Origin of the sequence: Chitinophaga sp. 30R24, from assembly GCF_049056765.1 — a bacterium.
GTDB lineage: Bacteria > Bacteroidota > Bacteroidia > Chitinophagales > Chitinophagaceae > Chitinophaga.
The window spans coordinates 21,640-47,892 of sequence record NZ_JBJGXX010000005.1 but is presented as its reverse complement, the minus strand read 5'-3'; the positions used below and the strand labels follow the sequence as shown (position 1 = coordinate 47,892).

At 44.3% G+C, this 26,253-nt stretch carries 20 protein-coding genes; 8 read left to right on the top strand and 12 right to left on the bottom strand.

Annotation, left to right across the window (positions count from 1 at the left end):
• Positions 1–3 precede the first annotated feature (3 nt).
• Entirely contained in the window at positions 4–1,269 is a 1,266-nt protein-coding gene (locus ACDQ55_RS13430; protein WP_420981913.1) for a dihydroorotase, read from the bottom strand.
• A gap of 158 nt (positions 1,270–1,427) precedes the next feature.
• On the opposite strand from ACDQ55_RS13430, the gene ACDQ55_RS13425 reads away from it, so the two are divergent.
• The 3 genes from ACDQ55_RS13425 to ACDQ55_RS13415 all read left to right on the top strand — a co-directional run bounded on the left by ACDQ55_RS13425 (position 1,428) and on the right by ACDQ55_RS13415 (position 6,112).
• Positions 1,428–2,381, top strand: coding sequence for a hypothetical protein (locus ACDQ55_RS13425; RefSeq protein ID WP_420981912.1), 954 nt, complete (start codon positions 1,428–1,430; stop codon positions 2,379–2,381).
• A 115-nt stretch (positions 2,382–2,496) separates the two neighbouring features.
• Complete coding sequence (locus tag ACDQ55_RS13420; RefSeq protein ID WP_420981911.1) at positions 2,497–4,668, top strand: DPP IV N-terminal domain-containing protein; 2,172 nt, start codon at positions 2,497–2,499, stop codon at positions 4,666–4,668.
• 583 nt (positions 4,669–5,251) lie between these two features.
• On the top strand, positions 5,252–6,112 hold the full coding sequence (locus ACDQ55_RS13415) for an OmpA/MotB family protein (RefSeq protein WP_420981910.1): 861 nt from the start codon (positions 5,252–5,254) through the stop codon (positions 6,110–6,112).
• A gap of 73 nt (positions 6,113–6,185) precedes the next feature.
• On the opposite strand, the gene ACDQ55_RS13410 is transcribed toward ACDQ55_RS13415, so the two are convergent.
• On the bottom strand, positions 6,186–8,891 hold the full coding sequence (locus ACDQ55_RS13410; RefSeq protein ID WP_420981909.1) for a TonB-dependent receptor: 2,706 nt from the start codon (positions 8,889–8,891) through the stop codon (positions 6,186–6,188).
• A gap of 274 nt (positions 8,892–9,165) precedes the next feature.
• Between ACDQ55_RS13410 and ACDQ55_RS13405 the strand changes: the two genes are divergently transcribed.
• Positions 9,166–9,642: a DinB family protein gene (locus ACDQ55_RS13405; RefSeq protein ID WP_420981908.1), complete on the top strand. Its 477-nt coding sequence runs from the start codon at positions 9,166–9,168 to the stop codon at positions 9,640–9,642.
• Here ACDQ55_RS13405 and ACDQ55_RS13400 read toward each other — a convergent pair.
• The 5 genes from ACDQ55_RS13400 to ACDQ55_RS13380 all read right to left on the bottom strand — a co-directional run bounded on the left by ACDQ55_RS13400 (position 9,639) and on the right by ACDQ55_RS13380 (position 15,795).
• The gene (locus tag ACDQ55_RS13400) at positions 9,639–10,628 is read right to left on the bottom strand and encodes an L-histidine N(alpha)-methyltransferase (RefSeq protein WP_420981907.1); all 990 of its coding nucleotides are present in this window, start codon (positions 10,626–10,628) and stop codon (positions 9,639–9,641) included. The two genes, ACDQ55_RS13405 and ACDQ55_RS13400, sit on opposite strands and share 4 nt — an antisense overlap.
• 71 nt (positions 10,629–10,699) lie before the next feature.
• Positions 10,700–11,848: an ergothioneine biosynthesis protein EgtB gene (gene egtB / locus ACDQ55_RS13395; protein ID WP_420981906.1), complete on the bottom strand. Its 1,149-nt coding sequence runs from the start codon at positions 11,846–11,848 to the stop codon at positions 10,700–10,702.
• A gap of 11 nt (positions 11,849–11,859) precedes the next feature.
• Positions 11,860–13,428 (bottom strand): ABC transporter permease/substrate-binding protein, encoded by a 1,569-nt coding sequence (locus ACDQ55_RS13390; RefSeq protein WP_420981905.1) that lies wholly within the window; start codon positions 13,426–13,428, stop codon positions 11,860–11,862.
• An 11-nt stretch (positions 13,429–13,439) separates the two neighbouring features.
• Entirely contained in the window at positions 13,440–14,375 is a 936-nt protein-coding gene (locus tag ACDQ55_RS13385) for an ATP-binding cassette domain-containing protein (protein ID WP_420981904.1), read from the bottom strand.
• Between the two features lie 40 nt (positions 14,376–14,415).
• Positions 14,416–15,795: a mercuric reductase gene (locus ACDQ55_RS13380; protein WP_420981903.1), complete on the bottom strand. Its 1,380-nt coding sequence runs from the start codon at positions 15,793–15,795 to the stop codon at positions 14,416–14,418.
• A gap of 148 nt (positions 15,796–15,943) precedes the next feature.
• Between ACDQ55_RS13380 and dusB the strand changes: the two genes are divergently transcribed.
• Entirely contained in the window at positions 15,944–16,981 is a 1,038-nt protein-coding gene (gene dusB / locus ACDQ55_RS13375; RefSeq protein ID WP_420981902.1) for a tRNA dihydrouridine synthase DusB, read from the top strand.
• Positions 16,982–17,094: 113 nt separating this feature from the next.
• Positions 17,095–17,673 carry a nuclear transport factor 2 family protein gene (locus tag ACDQ55_RS13370; protein ID WP_420981901.1) on the top strand — a complete coding sequence of 193 codons (579 nt, stop codon included), beginning with the start codon at positions 17,095–17,097 and terminating at the stop codon, positions 17,671–17,673.
• A gap of 77 nt (positions 17,674–17,750) precedes the next feature.
• On the opposite strand, the gene ACDQ55_RS13365 is transcribed toward ACDQ55_RS13370, so the two are convergent.
• The 4 genes from ACDQ55_RS13365 to ACDQ55_RS13350 all read right to left on the bottom strand — a co-directional run bounded on the left by ACDQ55_RS13365 (position 17,751) and on the right by ACDQ55_RS13350 (position 22,765).
• Positions 17,751–18,173 carry a nuclear transport factor 2 family protein gene (locus ACDQ55_RS13365; protein ID WP_420981900.1) on the bottom strand — a complete coding sequence of 141 codons (423 nt, stop codon included), beginning with the start codon at positions 18,171–18,173 and terminating at the stop codon, positions 17,751–17,753.
• 299 nt (positions 18,174–18,472) lie between these two features.
• Entirely contained in the window at positions 18,473–20,548 is a 2,076-nt protein-coding gene (gene fusA, locus ACDQ55_RS13360) for an elongation factor G (RefSeq protein WP_420981899.1), read from the bottom strand.
• Positions 20,549–21,043: 495 nt separating this feature from the next.
• Positions 21,044–22,276 carry a cation:proton antiporter gene (locus ACDQ55_RS13355; RefSeq protein ID WP_420981898.1) on the bottom strand — a complete coding sequence of 411 codons (1,233 nt, stop codon included), beginning with the start codon at positions 22,274–22,276 and terminating at the stop codon, positions 21,044–21,046.
• 117 nt (positions 22,277–22,393) lie between these two features.
• Positions 22,394–22,765 carry a TfoX/Sxy family protein gene (locus tag ACDQ55_RS13350; protein WP_420981897.1) on the bottom strand — a complete coding sequence of 124 codons (372 nt, stop codon included), beginning with the start codon at positions 22,763–22,765 and terminating at the stop codon, positions 22,394–22,396.
• Between the two features lie 89 nt (positions 22,766–22,854).
• Between ACDQ55_RS13350 and ACDQ55_RS13345 the strand changes: the two genes are divergently transcribed.
• The gene (locus ACDQ55_RS13345) at positions 22,855–22,989 is read left to right on the top strand and encodes a hypothetical protein (RefSeq protein WP_420981896.1); all 135 of its coding nucleotides are present in this window, start codon (positions 22,855–22,857) and stop codon (positions 22,987–22,989) included.
• Here ACDQ55_RS13345 and ACDQ55_RS13340 read toward each other — a convergent pair whose 3' ends face one another.
• Positions 22,990–24,225 carry a multidrug effflux MFS transporter gene (locus tag ACDQ55_RS13340; protein ID WP_420981895.1) on the bottom strand — a complete coding sequence of 412 codons (1,236 nt, stop codon included), beginning with the start codon at positions 24,223–24,225 and terminating at the stop codon, positions 22,990–22,992.
• 241 nt (positions 24,226–24,466) lie between these two features.
• Between ACDQ55_RS13340 and ACDQ55_RS13335 the strand changes: the two genes are divergently transcribed.
• Positions 24,467–26,218, top strand: a complete 1,752-nt coding sequence (locus ACDQ55_RS13335) for a cellulase family glycosylhydrolase (RefSeq protein ID WP_420981894.1) — start codon at positions 24,467–24,469, stop codon at positions 26,216–26,218.
• Positions 26,219–26,253 lie beyond the last annotated feature (35 nt).

Below are 26,253 nucleotides of genomic sequence, written 5' to 3'. Positions count from 1 at the left end.
GGTTTACTTATTAATATGAAAAACAGGGCCATTCACAGTGGCAAATACTTTTCCTTTCAGTTGCTCTCCAATATACGCTGAATTTTTGGACCTGGAAGCGATATGGCCAACGGTAAATTGCCAACTGGCTTCCGGATCAAATACAGTAAGGTTGGCAATGGCGCCTTCTTGCAAGGCCGGTTGTGCTTGTCCGAATATTTTACGCGGCGCCTCTGTAAGCATATGGATCAATTGTTCCAGTGGCAATTGCGGCAGATATTGGCGGATAACGCCGAAGGCGCTTTCCAATCCAACCATACCATTTTTTGCATATTCAAATTCAACCTGTTTGGCATCCCAGTCCTGTGGAAGGTGGTGGGTAGCAAAACAATCAACCACTCCGTGTAATACGGCCTCCTGTAGGGCTTTCACATCGTCTGCCGTGCGCAGGGGCGGATTTACTTTCAGAAGGGTATCGTAGTTGTAAAGGGCAGCATCCGTTAAAGATAAGTGGTAGGGCGTTACGGAACAAGTTACTTTAATGCCTTCGGCTTTAGCGGCAGCAATCATTGCTACCGACTTACGGGTACTGATACCTGTAAAATGTATACGGGAATCGGTGTACCTGGCCAGTTCGAGATCGCGTTGAACGATCAGTTCTTCTGCCAGTGCCGGTTTGCCGGGCATGCCCAGCTGGGTGGAGTAAATGCCTTCGTTCATAAGGCCGTGCGCCGAAATACTCTGATCGTCTGGTAATTGTATGAGGGTGCCATCGAAAGCTTTGATATACTGTAAGGCTTTCAACATCAATCCTGGCGATTGCAGGGGCTTAATGCCGTCTGAAAAGGCTACGGCGCCTGTCTGTTTCATTTCATACATTTCGGCAAGGCCAACACCTTCCAGATTTTTGGTGACGGCGCCAATTGGCAGAACTGTAGCAGCCGAATGGCGTGATTTGCTCAGGACATATTCGATTTGCGGCTTGGTATGCAGGGCCGGCAAGGTATTGGGAATTACCATGACGGTAGTATATCCTCCTGTAGCAGCAGCCTTTATCCCGCTGTACAGATCTTCCTTATGCTCCTGTCCAGGGTCGCAGAAATGCGCGAAAACATCCATCCATCCTGCAGAAACATGCAGGTTGTTACCGGAAATAACTGTGGCACGGGTATCGTCCAGCTGATCGGCTATCTGCTGAATGATCCCGTTTTGGATGAGAATGTCTTTTTGCAGCCCGTGCAGGGGAGAGGAAGGCGCTAAAATCTTTACGTTCTTGAGTAATATGTGCATGCTTTACGTTCTATTCAATATCAAAACCTATCCAGAAATACGCGGCAAATGTAACATAAAACTGTTAATTGTTGAAGCCAGGTACCGTTACTTTTAGGGGCTTGTTCAGGTTGGTATGATAATTGAAAATGCTGGTTAGGTAATCAAAATAACTGTCGATGTTCAACTATCTTACTAACCTCATAGACCGGATTTGCGACCGTTCAGATCAATTGCATAATGGCCAGACCATTAGCTGGCAAGCCCTTCGGGAAGCTGAACAACTGGCCAACCATGCCTATATCCCTTTGCTGTATCAATACATAGAACAGGAACCTGATAAGGAAAGAAGACGTGCTGCCGGCTTTATTATTACCCAACTTTCCCGTAATACCAATGATCCGGAAGTGATCCGCTTTTTATTAGACCGGCTCAGAACAGAACAGGACCAGGATATAGTGACTGCCATTCAACAAGATCTGGAGCGAGGATTGGGCATACCGGGTTATATCAACCTCGAGCCATTGTTCAATAATACCTTGTCTGCTAATAATAATATCCGTAGGTCTGCCCTGTTGACCCTGCGAGGTACCCATAACCCAGTCGTGGAAGATCACGCGCTGCAGCTGCTGAAACGTACTGTCAATGAATTTGACGTTTATTATATCGCCTTATTACTGAATAAGGTTGGCACCCGGAAAAGCATTCCTGCTTTGCGTAGGTTACTGGAATATCCCCGGCAGGATGTAAAAAGCCTGGCTTTTGCCACCATAGCAGATATCGAAAAGGAGAAGGAAGCCATGTTCTATACCAGATGTTTGTTGCGTGGACAATTTAAATTCGAAGCCATGGAGGCTATTTATAAATATGCCGACGAAAATGCTGTTCAAGCGGTTACTGCCCGTATTACAGAATTGCTTTCCAAGCGCCGTAGCAATGCCAGAATGACGATAGAAACCGTAAAAAATGGATTTACAGACCTAATGTTGGGGATGGAATTCCTGTTCCGTTTTCGGACTGCAAAAGCTGAGGTAAAGAAAACTTTTGCCTGGATCACAGAGAAAAGAGCAGATTATCTATTGCCACAAGAAAGGGAATGGATACAACAACACTTGCTAGCAGCCAGCTATTAGCTCTGTTAATAGGACCATTTGCAGCTGTTGAATACTCATTTTTTATCACTGTCTTTGTTAAAAGCAAGTTGCGAACCGCTAAAAGCTTATTTTCGTTATTAAAAGAAAATAATAGATGAAGAAAGCTTTACTATTGCTTTTGGCAGGTTGTCTGACGTATGGGGTGCAGTATGCGCAAACACAGCAGCGTTGGTATACTATGGCGGAAGCAACGAATGGAATGCGCCAGCAACTGGCGCCCGATCGTGTGAAACAATTTGAATGGATTCCAGGTGCGAATGCATACAGTCAGGTGATCGCTGTGAATGGAAATTATGCCTGGATAAAGCAGCCTACTGGTCAATCTGGCAAAGTGGATACCCTCCTTACGCTTACCTCGCTCAATCAACAATTATTTTCTTCCCGTCCTTTACGGGCGCTTCCCCTTTTTCACTGGACATCTACTAACAGTGCCTGGTTTAATCTCGGTAATGTATATTACAAGGGACAGCTGCAAAACGGGGTAATGCAGTTTACGAACTGGTGCGAGCTTCCGGCAGGAGCAGAAAATGTGATCGTGAACCCGAAAAGTGGCCAGATTGCCTGGACCGAGAAAAATAATTTATTCTTACGTACTACTACCGGTGCAGTACAAGCTGTTACTAACGATGCGGATGAAAATATCGTAAATGGTAAAAGTGTTCACCGGGAAGAATTCGGGATCGATAAAGGCATATTCTTCTCCCCCCAGGGTGATCTCCTCGCATTTTACCGCATGGATCAGCGCATGGTAAAGGACTATCCGATCATCGACTGGTCTGTAACGCCTGCACATGCCAATAATATCAAATATCCCATGGCTGGAGGTACATCCCATGAAGTCACACTGGGCATTTATCAGCCATCTACCCAAAAAACTATTTTCCTGAAAACCGGCGGCCCGGCAGACCATTATCTGACTTGTGTTACCTGGGCGCCCGATCAGCAATCTGTTTATGTAGCCTTGCTTAACCGGGAACAAAACCATCTTTGGTTAAATCAATACAATGCGGCTACCGGAAACCTGGTAAAAACATTGTTTGAGGAAACCGATGCTAAATATGTGCACCCTACCCATCCACTTACTTTTGTACCTGGTAAGCAGGAGCAGTTTATCTGGTTTAGTGAGAGATCCGGTTATCGTCACTTATATCTATATGGTACCGACGGCGTACTTAAACGCCAGATTACTGCAGGTAATTGGGTAGTAAATGAGCTGTTGGGTATAGACGGAAGAAATAATGAAGTGATTTATACGGCTTCCAAAGAAAGTCCGATGGAAAAACATATTTACAGGTCTAACTTTATACAAAAAGTTTCGTTACCGGTAAAACTAGACAGTGCAGCAGGTTGGCACGATGGGTTAGTGAATGGCGATGGTAGTTACTTGCTGGATACCTGGAGTGCAGGCAATGTGCCTTATGTAGCCCGCGTAGCCGCTACTTCCGGTAAATGGGAGCAAATCTTGCTCACTGCAGCAGACCCCTTGAAAGAGATCCAACGTCCTGAAGTGAGACAGGTAACACTGAAAGCAGATGATGGCACTCCCTTATATGGAAAACTGATTTTGCCGGTAAATTTTGATTCTACCAAAACATACCCGGTGATTGTGTATTTGTATAACGGACCTAACGTACAATTGATCCGTAATACTTTCCCTTACAGCGGCAACCTTTGGTATGAGTATATGGCTCAACATGGTTATGTTGTTTTTACCATGGATGGCCGGGGTAGCGACAACCGTGGAATGGCCTTTGAACAGGCTACTTTCAGGCAGTTGGGCACTGTGGAAATGAATGATCAGTTACAAGGGGTAGCTTATTTGAGATCACTGCCTTACGTTAACCAGCATAAAATGGGCGTACACGGCTGGAGTTTTGGTGGTTTTATGACCACTTCCCTGATGTTGCGCCATCCGGGCGTATTCCAGGTAGCAGTGGCTGGTGGGCCAGTGATAGATTGGAGTATGTATGAGGTAATGTATACAGAACGTTATATGGATACTCCGCAGGAAAATCCTGAGGGCTATGCTAACGCTAATCTGCTGACCAAAACAAAGAATTTGAAAGGGCATTTGATGCTGATCCATGGGACTAACGATGATGTTGTTGTTTGGCAACACTCGGTCGATTTCCTGAAAGCTTGTGTAGATAATGAAGTACAGGTAGATTATTTTATATATCCCGGACATTTGCATAATGTATTGGGTAAAGACCGGGTACACCTGATGCAGAAAATCACAGATTATTTCGATGAATATTTGAAATAAATCATTTAGCAGCTGGCAATTAATGTTAGCGGAAATTAATTTCCGCTAACAGGTAATACAGCCTGGTAATAAGACGAAAAAGCCTTAGTGTGGTGGCACTGCCGTTACGCCAACGCTTGCGTTATCCACGCAAGCGTTGGCGTATACAGAATATTAAAAATGTAGAATTGTTGTAGTAACTAAGCGGAAACTTTTACAGCTGGTAAAACAGCAACTACAGACAGCGAACAATGAAGTTGAATCGCCTGCGCCATAGTAACCCCACTGTAGCAGGGCTGCCGGCTGACCCAAAGATGCCTTTTCTCATAATATTTCAGCAATTAATTGAAAACAGGTACAGCGGACAAGTTATTCAGTTATTGGAAAATATTAACTTTTTTTTATGTTTTTATGAATAACAATATTTCTGTTTAACAGATAGATTTTTCACTGTACCTTGCCGCTGTTTTTTCTGTACTTGGCTTATCTTAAATGAGGTTGACATCGCTTCGGCCTGTTATTTGCTATAAAGCCATCACTTCCATTTTTTATCCCTGAAAGTTTACATATAATTTTTATTAGATTTTTAAATTATAACATCTGTATGAAATTAGTACACTTAACCTTGCCAGTAGCTTTAGCAGCTATTTTAGCCTCCTGTTCTGCCCCCCGGAAATTAAAAGAGTCACAAGCTAGAAATGCACAGTTAGACAGCCTGTACAGGACCACTTATGGTAAGCTTAGAAACTGCGAAGAAGATGCGGCCCGTGCAGCAGCTTCTTATAAAGAGCGGGTTAGCAGTTTACAGGAACAGCAGGAACAATTAAAAACAAACAATTCACAGATGCTGGATCACTTGAAAGAACTATCTGTTATTTCAAGTTCACAGGCGGAAAGCATTAAAAAATCACTGGATAATATCGGCGCTAAAGACGCTTATATTAAAGATCTGCAAAGTGCGATCGCCCGCAAGGATTCCCTGAATATGCAATTGGTAATGAACCTGAAAGGCGCTATTGGTAACCTGAACGACCAGGATATTAATATCAAGGTAGATAAAGGAGTAGTGTATATTGATATCTCTGATAAACTGTTGTTTAAAAGCGGTAGTTACGAAATCAACGACAGAGCCAAGGAAGTATTGGGAAAAGTAGCTAAGGTATTGTTGAATCAGCCAGATATTGAATTTATGGTGGAAGGCCATACGGACAATGTTCCTTACCGTCCGAATGTACTGCTCGACAACTGGGATCTGAGTGTAAAGCGGGCTACTTCAGTAGTACGTATCCTGCAGAACCAATATAATATTCCGCCTGCACGTATGACCGCTGCCGGTAGGGGTGAATATGTGCCAGTAGTTTCTAATGATACCGTAGAGGGGCGCGCTGCTAACCGTAGAACAAGAATTGTCATCTTGCCGCAGTTGGATCAGTTCTTCAAGTTATTGGAGAAACCAGCTAATTAATAGCAGGTGATTGTTTTTGAGTCGTCCTAAAATAAAGTAACGAATTCTAGGACGATTCGCGTACATATAAGAATTATTGGGGAGGGTTACCATTTGGTTTCTCTCCTTTCTTTTTACCAAAAAAATAAGAAGCGCTTAGCAAAAAATAGCGGGTGAGGGTATTATAGTTGTCATGTTCGATGTATGAATAGGACTGGAGGGTATAAATGGCTTTATTTTCTTTGAGCAGGTCGTACACATATAATTTTAATTGCAGGCTTTTATTTCTCAGAAACGTTTTAGACACCCAGCTATTCAATATTGTATATTTTTGGTTACTGCTGGTGTTTTCATTGTAGTAGGCCGCTGCTCCCACGTTGATATTCAGTGGAAGGTATACATTTGCACTTAGGGTGAGATAATAAGTCAGGTAATCATAGTTGGTGTTATTTTGAATGCTGTATTTATTGCTGTTGTACACCATATTGGCGAGTGCATCTATTTCCAGTACCTGTTTATACATCCAGTCAGCAGAGAACATTTGTGTAACAGCATTTATCAGGGTGTTGTTTTTAACCTGGTTGATATAGTTAGCAACATGCTGAATATCATAGTTGACGTTATAATTTAGGGTGATACCGGTTTTTTCAAACCGTTTACCGAAGGAGAGACTCTGGGTAACAAAGTAATTACCGTTTACATTTATTGGTTTAGTGATTTGCCTGCCGGTAGAATCTGAATAAACGTTATTGGCCATGGCGTTTTGCTGTATGTAAAAAAACAGGCTACTTCCGAAGCTGACGCCCTGAATGCTGAAGGAATGATAGGTAATAGCGCCTGTATTGTTAATGCCAGGTTTTAGATCCGGGTTACCTAATTGTACATATAAGGGGTTCTTTGTAGAAATGATAGGTTGATAGAGTATTTCATTGTTAACCAAAGTAGTATTGCGGGTGAAGCTGGCATCCAGGTTTCTGTAATTATCTATTTTGTAAGAGAAATTTAAGGAAGGGGAAATAAAGTTCACTCTTTGCCGGTATTCTTTATTATTCGTATAATCATGACTGTTTACTCCGGTAAGGTTATAGGCAATGGTGAGTTGTCCCAGTATTTTATTTTTATTAAAGAAAATTCCTGCTTTTATCGTATTCTTGGATAGGGTATTCTTGAAATTATAAGTGAGATCTGTATTTAGGATGTCGTATCCCATTTTGGTATTATCGAAGTCGTACGCCCGTTGATCATTTGTATTGTCGCTGATATCGAAGGAATAAGCAGTATTGAGAGACAATATCCGGGAGAGTGGTTGTATATAACTCAGTTCTCCGTTTATTTTACGGGTTTTTGTTTTGATACTCACTTGTTGGTTAATGGTATCATCTACAAACATCTCTGGGAGATAATTATTTGTATAGTTGATTTGTTTATCACGGGAATCGTTTTGTTCGAGATTGATGGAAGTGTTTAGTGCGCCACCTTTTTCTCCAAAAGAGTGATTGTAGAACGTCATTACTGAGAACCTGTTCCGTTTGAGATTATCAGTGTTGTGAGACGTCCCTATATTGATTGTATCCATTGTTTTACCCCCCAGTGAAATATAATTACTGTTGGCGTTGTTATCATTGTTGCTCTGGTTGGCAAAAACGCCAAACGAAAGCCTGTTATGTTCGTTTGGTTTTATCTCTGCGGCCAGGTTTACGTCATCATGGCGTGACTTATCGTGGCTGGAACTATTGTTATTGTAAAGAAAGTTACTATCCGGTAATATATTCTCCCTTTTTTGTTGTTGTGTATTGTCTGTGTTGCTGTTGGTATGCGAGATGTTGAAACTCGTACTTATTTGTTTAGACAGATCGAAGGAGCCATTACCTTTGATCTCGTTTTTGCTGGTAATGCCAGGCATGTTTATGAACGCGCCCCGAGTATCATTTACTGAGTAAGGGCCTTGGGAGGCATTCACATTATTGGAAGTACCTATCAGGATGATCTGTTTATTGTCTCTGAACATATTGGCATTAGCGCCCGTGTTATACCGTTGATGAGTACCATATCCCCCACCTGCGCTGCCATTAATACCTTTTTTCATTTCTGCTTTGACAGTAATGTTAATGACTTTCTCATCCCGGTTGCCTTCCAACATACCATCCAGCCCCTTTTTATCGGTTAATTGTATCTTATCCACGATATTTGACATGAGCACCTGCGCTATTTTCTGAGGATCTCCGGAATTATTCAAGCCGGTCTGGAATACCGGGCGCCCATCTACATATAATTCTTTAATGTGTTTTCCCTGGAAGTAAAAATTGCCTTCTGCATCTACAGTTAACCCAGGTATTTTCTGCAACAGATTTTTAAGTGAGGCATTTTCGGCAGTTCTGAAATCGCTGGCAGAAAATTCGATCGTATCTTTCCGTATAGAGATCAACGGTTTATTAGCTTTAATGCTGATGCCGGTAAGACTGATAGGATTGGGTGCTAATCCGGTTTGTAGGGAGCTTAGGGAATATATTTTTCTGTTTTCGCTGATAGTTATTTGAATACGCGCAGCCACATAACCCATAAAACTGATGATCAGGTTAAAGTCGCCCAAAGGAGGGTCTTTTAAAGAAAAGTTACCGGTTTCATCGGATATAGCTTGCCCTTTCATGATAGATTTGTCGGCGGTATATAATGAGATGCTAGCTCCTGGTAAGCCCTTTCTGGTATCTTTATCATAAACAAAGCCTTTGATCTCTCTCTGTGCGAAAAGGATAGAATGGATACTAGTGAGTAGTGTTAACAAAAATAAGATTCTTGCCATTGCGTGGATTTGGTTAATAAAGGGTTCCGGCAAACCGGATTTTGCGCAATGATAACATGCAATAGCTCGCATGTTGTTAATCATGACTAAATAAAATCAAGATTGGTTAAACGAAATCTAAAACTGTTAATTAATCTCAAATAGATAGTTTTTATAAAATATAGCAACTTTATGGAGGGGTTTTTGTTGCTTCTTATCGACGTAAAAAAGGTAATTAAACATTGATGTATAAGATATACGCTTGATAAGAATGTTTGCAATTTAAGAAGTTATTATGGAAAAACAAACAGCATTCGTACAATCGATCAAGGATATGTTGCTGAATGGTAATGCGCACGTTACTTTTTCAGATGCCGTAAAAAATCTGGCGCCGGAGCTGAGGGGAGTAGTGCCGCAGCATATGCCATATAGTGTGTGGCAACTGGTAGAGCATATACGCCTTGCACAGTTTGATATTTTGGATTTTTGTAGGAATCCTGATTATAGAGAGTTAAACTGGCCGGAAGGTTATTGGCCGGCCGAACCAGCTCCTAAAAGTGAATCGGTTTGGAAGCACAGCATTGCGCAAGTGGGTAAAGACCTGCATGCATTTATTGCTTTGCTGGAAGCTCCCAGAGCAAACCTGCTGGCGCCCATTCCTCATGGTAGCGGGCAGCACCTGTTACAGGAAGCTATGCTGATACTGGATCATACCAGTTATCATACCGGAGAGATCGTGGCGGTACGCCGTATGTTGAAAGCCTGGAACTAGATGCATTTCCACAGGCAATCGGTGAACCAGTGTTTGCTATCGAAAAAGCGCGCTACCGGTTTAAAACTGGAAAAAGCCGCCAATTGGTCTGCTTCTTCCAGACTATATTTTTGTGATATTTCCATATATAAAGCTTCATTTTCCTTGAAGGGAATGCTTACCGTATCTCCCAGGTGCACTTGTTGGTTTTCTAAGCTAATCAGGTAGCTTTTGCAGGCGCCGCTGGCCGGGTCGTAAGTAGGGAAGTGCTCGAATTTAGTAGTATCGAAATTCGCTCCCAGTTCCCGGTTGATACGGTGCAACAGATTAAAATTAAAGGCGCGGGTAATACCTGCTGCGTCATTATATGCATTCAGTATAATCTGTGGATGTTTTTTCAGATCGAATCCGGTGAGCAGCATATCGCCGGGTTGCAGGTATTGCCGTAATTGCCGGCAAAAGTTTTGGGCAGCGCTTACACTGAAGTTGCCAATATTGGCGCCCATGAACAACAATACCTTCTTGCGGCTGGAATATTTGTTTGCCTGTTGCAGCATCTGAAAGTATTCTCCATGCAGGCCATGCAATTGTAATCCAGGCACTTTTTCCGGTAACGATTGCTCCAATTGGCTGATCACATTGCCGGATATGTCAATAGGAAAATACGTATAGTCGATTCCGTTATCAATCAGTTGTTGCAGTAAATGAACGGATTTGGTAGCATCGCCCGCGCCTAGTTCCACTACATCGAAGATGCCGGCATAATGTTGCAAGGCGGTCACTATATCTGCCGATTGGTTGCGGAAGATCTCCATTTCACAGTCTGTAAGATAATATTCATGGCATTGCATGATTTGCTGGAAAAGCATGTCCCCTGTTGCGTCATAAAAATATTTAGGGTCCAGGTATTTCTGCTGGGCGGTAAGCCCCTGTACTACGTCGTGAAAGAACGTATCTGTTGCGGGTTTGCGTTTGCAAGGAGCAAGCACAGTAGGAATTACAGTCATAAATTATTTTTATGTTCAAACGTGAATATATCCGGTGGCGGATATTCCTGATTACCTGTCAATTTATTCAATCACCTTGCCAATCTTATCCCTGTAAATTGCCATCTTAATGATGGATGAAAGAAGTTACGGTAAGTAATCCTGCTATGTTGAGGAGAGGTAACTTCAGAACCGCCACGTAATACCATCTGGTTTATCATGAATTTTCCGTTGTATTCGCCAATAGCCCCCGGTGCTTTGGTAAAACCCGGATAAGGCAGATAAGCGCTCTCTGTCCATTCCCAACGCAAGCCCCAGGCCAGTTGTGGCGCTACAGCTTCCCATTCAAATTCTGTAGGCAACCGGTACCCCTTCCAGGCTGCATATGCGGCAGCTTCATAATAACTGACGTGCGCTACCGGGGCATCTGGCATCAGCGGTTGCAAGCCCTGCCAGGTATAATGCATCCACTGACCGTCTATATTGTACCAGTACATGGGTGTGGTGATTTGGTTATTATTTACCCAATCCCATCCTTCTGCATGCCAGAAACGAAAATCCTGGTAGCCACCTGCCTGGATGAAGTCTAAATATTCGCTGTTAGTGACCAGGGCGCTACTAATTCTATAGTCTGTCAGGTATACTTTATGCCGGCCCAGTTCATTATCGAAGCAAAATCCTTCCCCATTAAATCCTATTTCGTAAATCCCCGCTTTCATATTTAACCATGAACCCGGCTGATTGTTCAACAGTGGTGGGTCCTTACGATTTTTATCATAGGCAGGAAACAAAGGGTTATGCCCCAGTATATATTTGATATCAGTATATAATAATTCCTGATGTTGTTCTTCGTGGTTCAGTCCCAGCGTTACCAGGGCCTGCATTGCTGTTGTGAGTTCCTGTTCCAGGAAAGTAGCCATGGCGGTATCCACATGTTTACGGTAGCGCATGATATCTTCTACAGCCGGGCGGCTGAGATTACCGCGGTTGGTCCGGATTACCCGTGCACCTATAGATTCGTAGTAACTATTGAATACATAGTTATACTGGGGATCAAATTCCGTATAGCCTTTCAGGTGAGGGAGTAACAGAAATGTTTCAAAGAACCAGGTAGTATGGCCCAGGTGCCATTTAGGCGGACTTACATCCACAATAGGCTGTACTACATAATCTTCCGTTTTGAGTGGTGCGCAAATGGCTTCTGATCTTCTGCGTACAGTTTCGTATGCTTGCTTTAACATAATTAGGTTCATTACTGGTGGTTCACATAAGCAGTAAAAGCTGAAATACTGTGTATATGCAATCTTTCGGCTTCTTTTCTACGCATCATCAATGCGTAGGTATTGTTGAATCCGATAGGTTTCAACCATTTGATGCCGTAATTTTTCTCAAAGCCTGCGCTTACATAGTCATATACCTTTTGCGGGTCGCTGATAATGCTGTCGGTTACCTGTTGGGGGGCCTGCAATATCACCAGCAAACCGGTACCAGTATATTCGGGATACAAGTCTATCTGATTATTAGTTAACGCATCAAATACTATTTTGGTTCCGCCCAGTCCTGTTTTGGTAACAGCCCTAAGACTGGTATAGCCTTCTATCAGCATTTTATACAGGTTGGCCAGTATATAGCCATCGCCGAAAATTTTGGAACCAATACGTATCGTGCCTTTTGTGCCGTTGCCTGCGGGTCTCCACAGGTGCTGTGCTACCAGAAAGTCGCGGGCCACTTTTTCCGGATTTTCTTTCAGGTAATCTACACGGTAGTTCAACGCTGTCATCATGCTATCATTAATTGTACCAGAGAGCTTGTTGAGTACTGGTTCGAGTTCCGGGTATTTTTGCAGGGTTCCATTACGTACTATAGGAGCTGCATAATAAGGAGGGAAAATGTGTTTATCATCTTCCAATACCACGAGGTCAAAGGCCTTTACACGGCCGTCGGTGCTGCTGCCGCTGATAACATCCAGTTCTTTTTCATAAGCGGCTTTATACATGATCATATCACTGATTACCAAGGTGCGTATACGTAGTCCGTATACGTTCCTGAGTCCCAGATAGCCATCTTTTCTTCCCATAAATTCAGGCGTAAAGCCGGCCAGCATTTTACCGCCGTAGGTATTGGGCAAAAGATAGAAAGACGACAATACGAGGAAGAGCAGGGGCAATGCATATACGGTTTTGTGGGCTTTCCGGATGTTAACATGTTGGAGCCGCGACAGGAGCCAGTCGAACAGGATTGCCAGCAAAGCGGCAGGAATGGCACCAGCCAGCATCATGTTGGTATTATTGAGGGCGATACCGCCGAAAATGAATTCTCCCAGGCCACCGGCGGCTATATATGCGGCAAGTGTAGCTACGCCTACATTGATCACGGTAGCGGTGCGTATGCCGGCCAATATAACGGGCATGGCTAATGGTAGTTGTACTTTATATAGCAATTGACGGCGGCTCATGCCCATACCGGTAGCTGCTTCCATTACGGTTGGGTCTACGCCATTGATGCCTGTATAGGTATTTCGTACAATGGGTAGCAGCGCATAGAGGAACAGGGCGATGATAGCCGGTTTTGGGCCAATGCCCAGCAGGGGGATCATAAAGCCCAGCAGGGCGATGCTGGGAATGGTTTGTAAAATACCTGTAAATCCCAGCACTGGGGCGGCTAGTTGTTTTCGCCGGGTAATGAGTATGCCGGCTGGCACGCCTACGGCTATGGCCAGCATTACCGAAATGAAGGTAAGGCCAATGTGGGTAAGCGTTTGATCCAGTAGTTTCCCGGATTGCTGTTGTATAAAATCAAAAAAAGTGGTGATTGCTTCCATGTGGGGGCATATTAATTTTTATAGGCGGCCATTGCTTCCATTAATCCGTTTCCATCAATTGTTTTCGATTCTTGCTGGTGGGTAACGGTGAGTGGCCCGGTGGCCATCATTTCCAGGGCTTCCCAGCAAGAGCTATCGGCACTGAGGAGAGCTGTACTGGTATCGGCCCGCCTGGGCAGCAAGTGCCATAGATCTTTTATTTTTAATGTTTTCAATTTTAGCTGGAGGAGTTGTGGGGTAAGAAAAGCGCTAACAAAGTCATTGGCCGGATGGAACAGCAGTGCTGTAGGAGTGCCCAGTTGCTGGATGTGGCCTTCGCTTATGAGGCAGATCCGGTTGCCTAGTTCAAAGGCTTCTTCCACATCGTGGGTAACCAATATCACTGTTCTGCCATGGATCTCATCGAGGGATTTAAACTCTTTTCTGACACTGATACGGGTTAAAGGGTCGAGAGCGCCAAAAGGTTCATCCATCAGCAATACATGCGGTTCTGCCGCCAGTGCGCGGGCCAGGCCCACTCTTTGTTGTTGCCCGCCGCTCAATTGGGAGGGATATACATCGGCATATACATCGGCTGGTAAACGGAGTTTATCCATTAACGTAACTGTGCGTTGCCGGATGCGTGCTTTGTTCCAGCGTAACAGCGATGGAACGATGCCAATGTTTTCACTTACAGTATAGTGGGGGAAGAGGCCGGTGTTTTGTAGTACATATCCGATATTACGCCGCAATAGCTCCGGTGGCATCTGCCTGATTTCCTGGTCATCTATAAAAATATGACCGCTGTCGGCTTCTAACAGGCGATTGATCATGCGTAAGGTAGTAGTTTTACCACCTCCGCTGGTACCCAATAGTACCAGTGTTTCTCCTGTTCCTACTTCCAGCGACACATCGTCTACTACTTTTTTACCGTCAAGATATTTTGAGACATGTTCAAGTCTGATCATTGGGTGGTAAGGATGGGGAAAAAGTTACTCACTATGGAGTTTATTTTTCCAGGGTCATAAAGAGGTTGTTGAGCGACTCGGTATATAAAGGATGAGCAAATACCATTTCACGTATCTGTGTGGCTGTAATGCCGCCGAGCATGGCCATTTGCAGTACAGACATGATTTCTCCCCCTTCCGTTCCAATAACGGCGGCGCCTACAATAGTATCATCATATTCATGTACCAACGCTTTTATAAAACCGGTGGTATGACCCGTTTCGATAGCCCTGGCTACTCTATCCATGGATAGTTTCGCTGTTTTTACCGGAATGCCTTCCCGCGAGGCTTCTTTTTCTGTAACGCCTATACGGCCTAATTGCGGATCAGTGAACATGCAATAAGGTATTTGCCTGGAGCGGGTACTAAGGTCTCTTTGTTCGAAGAGGTTTTTATAGATGATCAGGTGGTCGTTATAAGAGATATGTGTGAAAGCAGGTCCGCCTTTTACATCTCCTATCGCGTATATACCAGGTTCTGTTGTTTCCAGATGGTCATTTACCTGGATATATCCTTTTTCATCTGTGAGAACGCGGGTATGTTGCAGTTGCAGGGCCTGTGTTTGCGGTTTGCGTCCGGTAGCAACCAGCAGGTGGGTGCCGACAATAGTTTGCCGGTGGCCGCCGGTATTTATTTCCAGGTAGATGTCGTCGCCGGTTTTATACACACGTTCTGTTGCGGTGCCGGTAAATATCTGGATATCTTCTTCTTCCAACATATTTTTTATGACGGCGGCTACATCCGGGTCTTCTTTGGATACAAGCTGAGGGGCAGTTTCAATGATAATAACATTACTGCCTAAGCGTTGATATAGCTGTCCCATTTCCAGGGCAATGTAGCTGCCTCCTAATATGATCAGCTCGCGGGGAATGGTTACTTCATCGAGCAGGGAGGTGGAAGTGAGGTAGGGTACCTGGTCTAACCCTGGTATAGGTGGAATAAAGGGAGAGGTGCCTGTATTGATGAAAATATATGCTGCGGTGAGCATCGTGATTTCGTTGTTAAATCCGGTTACCCGGATTGTTTTATTGCCGGTAAAAGCGGCGGTGCCCATAAAAATGGTGACACCTTCCAACTGTAGTCCCTGGGCAGTGCTATCGCGGAACGTATCCACGATATTGTTTTTACGGCCCACAATAAAGGGAAGGTCTACTGTAAAGCCCTGGCTGTTGATACCCCATTCTTTACTGGTATACACGATGCGCGCTACCTGTGCGCAGGCAATCATGGCTTTGGTGGGTGTGCATCCATCGTTGATGCAGGTGCCACCCAGGTAGCGCTGTTCAACGATAGCGGTTTTCCATCCTTGTTGTTCTAGTTTTTTAGCCAGTGGGTTGCCACCTTGGCCAGATCCGATAACAATTGCATCAAATTTTTGCATACGGAGAACTTTAATGAAGTGCGGGAGCCAAAGATTATACCAAGGGAATGTAACGAAAATTTATGAATTGGTGGTAGGAAGGCGTCTTAAATCCATTACAGGAACCGCGTAATTCTGTATCTTTGCGGTTTCCGAAAAAACATTGATTTTGGTAAAGATAGACAACATAACGTTACCTGATTTTCCGCTGCTGCTGGCGCCCATGGAAGATGTAAGCGATCCTCCCTTCCGGGCTGTCTGCAAAGATGCTGGCGCTGATCTGATGTATACGGAATTTATCTCCAGTGAAGGACTGATACGCGATGCTATTAAGTGCAAAAAGAAGTTGGATATTTTCGAATATGAGCGCCCGGTGGGCATACAAATATTTGGGGGAGATGAAGACAGCCTGGCTATGGCAGCTAAGATCGTGGATGTTACCAATCCAGACCTGTTGGATATCAACTTTGGCTGTCCGGTAAAAAAGGTGGCAGGAAGAGGGGCTGGCGCCGGTGTGTTGAAAGATCTGGACCTGATGGTACGGCTAACTGAGGCCTGTGTAAAGGCTACCCGTTTGCCGGTAACCGTGAAAACCCGCCTGGGCTGGGATGAAAACTCCAAAAACATCGAAGAAGTAGCAGAGCGTTTGCAGGATGTAGGTATCAAGGCATTGGCGATCCATGGCCGTACCCGTAGCCAGATGTACAAAGGGGAAGCCGATTGGGACCTGATTGGTAAAGTAAAGAACAATCCACGTATACATATTCCTATTTTTGGTAATGGTGATATTAATAGCCCCCGGAAGGCCCTGGAATATAAAAATCGTTATGGCGTAGATGGGATCATGATAGGCCGTGCAGTGATCGGTTATCCCTGGTTGTTCCGGGAGATAAAGCATTATGTAAAAACAGGAGAGATAATGGCTGGTCCTACACTGGAAGAACGTATTGTGGTGAGTAAGAAACACCTGCGTTTGTCTGTGGAATGGAAAGGACCAGTGGTGGGTATTAACGAAATGAGAGGCTGCTATGCCAACTATTTGAAGGGTTTGCCAGATATTAAACAGTTCCGGGGCCGCCTGGTAACCATGAAAACGGTGGAGGAAGTGGAAGCGGTGTTGGATGAAATTGAAGCGTATTATAAAGGAATTGAGTTAGCCTATACACCTATTGAGATGATTGATTATCATCAGAAATGTCCCTTATAACGTTGTAAGCCTGCCGTTGGCCTTCTGCTAATAGCAGGCATTTTCCTGGCACAATTTTATGATATAAGAAACATTTATGCGTTTGTTTTGTTATATTATAAAAAATTGAACTAATGTCCAAATTTGCCCCTATTATCGCAGGTAGTTTATTAGGTTTATTTGCCTGCCATACCACCCCTAAAGAAGATACTGCCCAGGCCGGCCGGGATACCTCGCAAACAGTTGCCAATACCGACTTTACGTTTAACGACCGTCAACAGATTGAAGGAGTAGTGCTTAATTTTTGTGATCATTTCGACAATGGCCAGTTGGATAAGTGCATGGAATATATGGACGACAGTATCCGCGGGGAAATAGATGGTATTAAGCTCAAAGGCAAACAGAATTGGAGCGTAAAAATTGATGAGTTGCTCAAAAGTACCAAAAACTCGCATTTCCAGCCTCGGCATATACTGACGAATCTCCGGTTTTTTCCAGCCCCACATGATACGGTAAAAGTAAGCATGTATGCTTCCTGTTTTTGGACAGACCTTACTACTGGGCAGATACAGCTGATGTCTATAGGATATTATAAAGGGAAAGTGGTGAAGAAAGACGGGAAATGGTTGATTGCAGTATTTAATTCTTTGCCAGACAGCCGTTTGGTGAAGCAATACTATCAGGATATACAAGATAGTATCATCTTAAAATAATAACTAGTACTTTTTATAGGGGCTAGTTGCTAGCCCCTATAAAAAGAAAGTATATGCCTTGCATGAAGGAGCGGTATTTATCCTCGGTGTGCTACAACGGGTGTAGATTGCCAGGAAGACATACGCCAGCCGTCGGGATATTTCACCCAAGTCATAATAAAGAAGTTGTCTAATGGACGTGATTCGCCAAACTGGACCGTTTGCATTACGCCCCGGCCACTGAGCAATATCACACCCGGCCCGAGCCGTACTATTTTGGAAATAGTGATGTCGATAGCTTCATACCGGACGGTCTTGGATTCCAGCGGGACGAGGTAACTTTTTTCATCGTCAACAACAGAAGAAGAGTGGATATACACTGCATTCTCTGCCAGCAAGCTAGCCAGTGATTTAACATCGCCAGATAACATGGCTTGTTGACGGCGTTCTTCAGTTTTGAGCAGATCAGCTACTTCGGCTTCCTCTGCGGGTGAAATCTGTGCATTTACTTGTAATGACATGATGTATCCCTCCTTTTTGGGTGAAGATTGAAGGAGCCCAGCCGCAATTGTATACTTAAGCCCGGTGTATTTCGCACATGGATTGGGGCAACCATAGCAGGCCACTAGTACGAAGGTCTGTGAGCCTTATAGCTCCGCTTTTGCCTGGAGGGCTCCGGTTTCCGTTTTGGGTTTTTATGATTTCTAAGTTAGAGAAAAATTCTGTACGAATATGATTCTGTGAATATTAGGAAGACTATTTTCCGGGAAACTATATTAAAATAACGGCGCCTCATGAGTAGCATGAAGCGCCGTTGTTGTTATTTAGTTAATACCTGGGCAGTGAGGTTACCAGGAACGGCTTGATACCCGTCGAATGTCATAGATGCGCTGGCTCTTCCAGAAGAGAGTGTGCGCAGCACCGTTATATAACCGAATAATTCGGATAAGGGTACCATCGCGGTGATATTTTGCACTTGGGCATTCATTTCCATGTGTTTGATCACCCCACGACGCCTGTTAAGATCGCCTGTTAATACACCAGTATATTCTTCCGGCAGGGTAACGTCCACTTTCATCCAAGGTTCCAGTAAACGCGGGCCTGCTTGTAGGGCAATGTTTTTGAAGCCCATAATAGCAGCATGCTCAAAATCCTGTGCATGGGAATCTTTATCATGCACTGCACCATCCAGCAACCTAACCCGCATTGCCTTTACCGGATAGCCGGCCAGCGCGCCAGTATTCATCGCTGTTTCAAAGCCTTTGCTAATGGAAGGAATAAATTCTTTCGGGATAGCGCCGCCTTTGATTTCATTGATAAATTCCAATCCGGCACCATCTTCGTTACCGGGTGAAAGTTCAAAAGTAATGTCCGCAAAGTTGCCTGATCCACCATTTTGTTTTTTATATACTTCATGATGGGTAACTGCTTGGGTAAATATTTCCTTATATGCGATCTGCGGTTGTCCTTTATTAATTTCTACCTGGTATTGAGAGGACAGTTTTTCCAGTTTCACTTCCAGGTGCAGTTCTCCCATGCCTTTGAGGATCGTTTGCCCGGTGGCCGGATCTACAGCTACGTTAAGCGTAGGATCTTCGTCGAGCAGGCGGGCCAGCGCTTCACCCAGTTTATCGTTGTCTTTCGCCGATTTGGCTTCTATGGCGTAACCGATCATTGGCTCAGGGAAGCGGATCTGTTCCAGTAACACCGGGTAGTCGGGATGCGACAAAGTATCTCCTGTTTTTACTTCTTTGAGTCCTATTACGGCGCCAATATCGCCGGTGCCAATTTCATCGACGGTTTCATACTTATCCGACATAATGCGCATCAGCCGGCTGATTCTTACTTTACGGCCAGTACGGCTGTTCCATAAGGTATCGCCGCTGCGTAATACGCCGGCGTATACACGAACTAACGTTAATTTGCCTACGTAGTCGTCTGTCAGGATTTTAAAGGCCAGTGCTGCCAATGGTGTATTTTCATTGGCTGGCAGCTGTATCGCAGTTTCGCCGGCCGGATCTGTAGCATTTACCACCTCAATGTCTGCAGGTGCAGGCAAGTACAGGGCAACGGCGTCCAGTAAGGGCTGTATGCCTTTATTTTTATAGGCGGCACCGGCCAGCACAGGTACTGCTTCCATCCGGAGTGTAGCACGGCGTAAAGCAGCCTGGATGTCTGCTACCGCAACACTGTCTGCATCTGCTGTGTATTTATCGAGCAATGATTCATCCAGTAAGGACAGCTCATCCAGCAGGTAGCTTCTCGCTTCCTGTGCAGCAGCCATCCATGCCGCTGGTATATCGGTGGTTTCATAAGTTTTACCATCCGGTGTGGTCCACAAAAGGGCCTGCATCGTAATTAGGTTGATCACACCACTGAAATCGTCTTCTGCGCCAATTGGCAATTGCACTGGCAGTGCATTAGCGTTTAACCGTTCCCGTATTTCGTTCACTACCCGGCGGAAGTCGGCGCCCTGCCGGTCCATTTTATTAATGAATACAATGCGTGGAATGTTGTAGTGGTTCGCCTGGTTCCATACGGTTTCCGACTGGGGCTGTACGCCGGAACGGGCGCAGAATACTGCTATTGCACCGTCGAGTACGCGCAGAGAGCGTTCTACTTCCGCTGTAAAGTCAACGTGGCCAGGCGTATCAATAATATTCACCTGCCAGGTATTATCCTGGTGCTGCCAATAGGTAGTAATGGCTGCAGATGAAATAGTGATGCCTCTTTTTTCTTCTTGTGGATCACTGTCCATTACCGTGTTACCTTCGTCTACGTTGCCTAGTTTATGTGTAAAGCCGGTGAAGTAGAGCATACGTTCTGTGAGCGTTGTTTTACCTGCGTCTACATGCGCCATAATGCCTATATTTCTGAGATCCGCTGAGCGTTTCATATTGTTCTTATTTTAAAAATTGGGAAATAAAAAAGCCTCTCACCGGGTGATGAGAGGCCTTTGCAAACATGCAACAGAATACCTTACATCACCGGACTTGCCGGGTAAATGCAATTGTTAATGCTTTGATAATAAATTTCCTGTTGCTGTTCATGGTAAATCAATTTGAGTGGTGGTGAATAATGTTTGGGGAAGGTGGGGGAGCAAATGCAAGAGGCCTCTTCGGATGAAGAGGCCTCTTGAAAAAATTTCAGGAGTTATATATTAACCTCTCATATCCGGGACAGACCTGCCTCCCCATCTTGAATTAAGACAATACGGGTGCTTGCAATTACCGCTCTGATAACGGTTGCTGCATGATCGCCTGCCTGATATGTGAGATAATTGTTCATAGTGTATTTTGCATTTGCACCGCAAATATAGGATTTTTTTATGGAAAAACCTAGTCTGCTAATAGCTACCAGGTACTAATAATTAATACCTGGCAGCTATTAGTTATACCATACGGTCTACCACCTTTTTGAGGGTGAGTCCTTGTACAATAATAGAGAAGAGCACTACAAAATAGCTGGCAGAAAGGATGGTTTCTTTATAGGGAGATTCCGGCAGGGAGAGCGCCAATGCAACGGAGATGCCCCCACGTAATCCGGCCCATACCAAGATGGTGATACTGCCGTAATTGACCCTTAAGCTACGTCTTAAAATGATGGAAGGCACTGCAATACTTAACCCCCGCGCTACTAATACAAATATGGTAGCTACCAGCCCTGTAAACCAATAATTTTTCAGGAATGGCATCAGCACAATCTGCAAGCCTATCATCACAAACAGGATTGTATTGAGTAGTTCATCTATAAGACTCCACACTGTAAGGAAGTAGCGTTGTATATCAGCCGCATGTTTAGTACCCAGGGAGGTATTACCTAAAATGAGGCCCGCAGATACTGCTGCCAGTGGAATAGATACATGCAACATAGCTCCCACCACAGATATAACCATTACCATAGAGAGCGACACCATTACAATAATCTGGAAATCATCTACCCGTTTCATAGTCCGGTAAGCTACAATAGCTGAAGTAATGCCCAGGAGGATACCGCCAAATACTTCATGCGAAAACAACGTCACCGCATATGAAATAGATACGTGCGTATTTGTTTGACCAGCTACCTCTTTGAGTATTACAAACAAGAGGATACCTGTACCATCATTTAGCAGGGATTCGCCACCGATAATGGTTTCCAGGGCAGGAGGTACTTTAGATTTTTTTAAGATAGATAACACGGCTACAGGGTCTGTAGGTGAAATGAGGGCACCGAAAAGCAGACAATATACCAATGGCAAGTCTATGCGCATCAATTCCGTAGCCCAATAAAGCAGGAACCCGAATATAAAGGTGGAACCTACCACACCTACCGTACTTAGCACCAATACCGGGTATCTTTGTTTCCGGAGTTTATTGAAATCGAAATGCAGTGCACTGGCAAATAAGAGGAAGCCTAACATGATATCCAGCAGTGTACCGGTAAAATCAATGCCGTTGGCAACATCTTTCAGGAAGGCAAATACGTCCGGAAATATTTTACCTGTAAGTGTGATCAATAAAGACAATAACAAGGAAACAACGATCACACCTATTGTTCCGGGCAATTTAATAAAGCGGTTATTGATATATGAAATTAATGCACTAATAGTGATTAAAGCCGTTATTAAAGTAAAAGTGTTCATAAGCAATTTGAGTAATGCCAGTTAAAAAATCAGGTTCCTAAATAGTGCTACTATTTTTCCGAGGGCTTTAAAGATAGAAAAAAATGCGGCAAATCTTTCCCTGATCTGCATTATCCGTTACTTTTTGGAGGAGGATTTCGCGTTTTTGTTAAATTTTAACGCCATTTTAATCCAGTGTTGTAATTGCTTTTGGGTATGTAACACCGCTTCTTCCACAAAAGTAAATCCTTTCATTTCTTTGCCGCCATGTATCATCAATTCACAGCCTGCTCCGCTGGCTAGTACTTCATCAGAGTAAGAAGGATCTATTCTTACCATCAATTTATCCAGGCCTACCCCTACGCACATTTTATCATTCACCATGAAACATAGTTCACCGAACATTTTCTTTTCAATAATGTTGGAGGTAGCAGTAGAGAGGACTTCCCGGACCGGGAATCGTTCGCTTAGCAGGATTGGGAAAAATCTACATTCATCAGTTTTCATCATTTGTTAAATGCCATAAGATAGTAAGTAGCGTATTTTATACCCTCAAAATATAACAGCTATGAATACAAATCTGACAGGTAAAAAGGTGATTGTATTGGGCGGTCTGGCATTGGGTTGGCAACAGCCCGGGCGAAGACAGTGCGCAAACTTATCTGTACCTGATGCGTGAAGGGTTCAGCACCGGCCAGGTAGTGGTGGTAGATGGCGGAGCCGTACTGGTTTAGTTAATGGCTAACCATAGCCCCCTTCTTTGCCACTACTGTTGATTTTATATTCCTGCGGCATATCAGGAGAATGAGCAACGCTAAGAAAGATGATCCGCACATAGTTATGGCCATTGGAGTAGCCGTGTGCGTATTATATAAACTTACCACCGCGGAGGCGAGCGCTCCTATTCCCATTTGTATAGCCCCCATCAGGGAAGAGGCACTGCCGGCATTTTTGCTGAAAGGTGCCAAACATAAAGCAGATGTATTTGGGTTAATACAACCCAGGCAGCAAAGGAAAATAAAGAGCAGGGCAATAAGGCCGGTTAGTGATAACCAGTTATTCCAGGCACATATGATAAAGATAAAGCAGGTAATGGTTTGCGCTAGCAGTGCAACAGGTACAATTTCTTCGCTGCGGAAATGTTTTAACAACATACTGTTTACCTGGCTGGAGCCTATTAAACCGATGGAGAGAAAGGCGAAAATCCAACCATAGGTCTTATCACTCAAATGATAAATATCCATGAAGATTTGGGGGGAAGCAGATACATAGGCAAACAGGCCGGAAAAAGCCACTGCACCGGCAAAGGTATAGGTATAGAACTGCGGCTGCGCTATTACTGCCAGGAAATTTTTGATAATGGGCGCGGGTTTCAGCGATAGTGAGGTGTCCGGTGTATAGCTTTCAGGCAGCCAGAATATAGTGGCTATCAGCAATAAAGCCCCCATAAAGCCTAATACCAGGAATACAACATGCCAGCTGAAAGCGCTGGTAATATAACTGCCCGCTGTTGGTGCGATCATAGGAGAGGTGCCTACCACCAGCATCAGTAATGCAAATACTTTGGCATTTTCATGCACGGGAAACAGGTCGCGTACCATAGCTACCGCGGCTACTGTAGCAGCACAGCTACCAATAGCCTGAACAAACCGGAGAACGATCAGCCCGTTAAGGCTGTTGGTGTACATACAGCCAACAGAGGAGATCACGTACAACACCAGCCCTATATATAAAGGTGTTTTTCTGCCAAAACGGTCCAGTAAAGGGCCATACAGCAACTGTCCGGCTGAGATGCCAATGAAGAAGCTGGATAACGACAGTGCAACCCGCGTAGGATCTACCCCCAGCTCCCTGCCTATGGCCGGAAAACCAGGTAGATACATGTCGATGGAAAAAGGCCCTAATGCCGTTAGTGAACCTAAAATAAGAATCAGAGAGAAATATTTCGATCTGGATAGTTCGTTAGTCAAAATAATATGGTTTTTACAAAATGCGCTGCAAAGTAAGGACTTAATTTGCTGATTTCCGGTAATTACAGGTGAAGAAATAATTATTTGACGATAGGCTGATTTTTTCGGGATGGTTTATTGTTGTAGCAAGAGAAGATTTATTTAGCTATGTAGTAGAAATGAAGTAGCAGGAAAAATGAATTTCTTCTTTTAAATATGGACCTTAGCTTCCCGGTAATATTCTACTTTAAAGACATTTCCTATGCAATTGAACAGTTTTAAATTCCACGCATTAGCGCTTGCCTTTTTGCTGCCAACATTATTACGTGTTAACGCTCAGGGTTATCTGAAAACCCAGGGACATATTATTATCAACGAAAAAAATGAGAAGGTTATTCTAAGAGGAATGGGCCTGGGTGGCTGGATGCTGCAGGAAGGTTATATGTTCCGATTGGGTAATATCGGCCAACAATATAAGATACGCGAAAAAATAGCCGAACTCATAGGGCCAGAGAAAACGCAAAATATTTATGATGCCTGGCTAATTAACCATACCACCAAACGTGATATCGACTCCATGGCCGCCTGGGGATTCAACTCTGTGCGCTTACCAATGCACTATAACCTGTACACATTGCCGGTAGAAGAAGAACCGGTGCTAGGGCAACAAACCTGGCTGGAGAAAGGGTTTGCGCTTACGGATTCGTTGCTGGCCTGGTGTAAGGCTAACCATATGTACCTTATCCTGGATTTGCATGCCACTCCTGGTGGGCAAGGCAATGATCTGCCTATTTCCGATCGCCATCCGGAGAGGCTTTCCTTATGGCAAAGTGAAGCCAACCGCGTCAAAGTGGTTGCTTTATGGCGCAAGCTGGCAGCCCGCTATGCCAATGAGCCCTGGATAGGCGGCTACGATATTATCAATGAGCCCAACTGGGGATTTGAAGATCCTGCGGATACCAGGGGCATCAAAGAAACTAAAAATATCCCCCTGAAACAATTGATGCAGGATATTACGAAAGCTATCCGGGAAGTGGACACAAAGCATATCATCATTATAGAGGGAAATGGCTTTGGTAATAACTACAATGGTATTTTGCCAACCTGGGACGATAATATGGTGTTGAGCTTCCATAAATATGGCAACTTCACTGATGTGTCTTCTATACAGCATTTCCTGGACTTGCGTGAGCAATATAATGTACCGCTTTGGATGGGAGAGTCCGGAGAAAATTCCAATACCTGGTTTACCCATAACATCCACCTGGCTGAAAGCCATGATATTGGCTGGGCATGGTGGCAGTTGAAAAAGATAGGTATCAATCAACCACTGGAAATTAAAATAACGCCCGGCTACCAGGCGATATTGGACTACTGGAATGGTAAAGGCCCTAAGCCCTCGCCGGATGAAGCCTACCGCGCGCTAATAGCGTTTGTGGGCAATACCCGCCTGGAAAATGCGGTTTACCATAAAGATGTTACAGACGCTATGTTCCGCCAGGTAGTTGCTGCGGAAGCGCTTCCTTTTAAAGCACATATTATCAAAGATCAGACAGTGATCCAGGCGGTGGATTATGACCTGGGAAGAAATGGATCAGCGTACAACGACCTGGATACAGCCAGCTATCACTATACTCCTGGCGTAAATACCCAGGGGAACCGCGGTTATACTTACCGCAATGATGGAGTAGATATCCGTAAGGAAAATGGTAGATATGAAATATTCAATATAGAAAATGGAGAATGGCTGCAGTATACTGCACAGGTAGCTACAGGTGGGCAGTACACTTTGCGTGTAGCAGTGGCTCCTGCAAAAGACTCCGTAGGAGCGCGTTTTAATATTAGCGCCAATGGCCAGGTGCTTGTAGCTAATGTGCCGGTTCCCGGGATAAAGGAGGGCTGGCAAATAGTAGCGTTAAAGCATATTCCATTGAGCCAGGGCAAGCAGCGGTTTCGTGTGGAATTTGTGCAGGGTGGCTGTTATTTCCGGGAAATTGCATTTGAGAAGGAATAACGTATAGGGGGCGTATCAAAAGTTTGATACGCTCT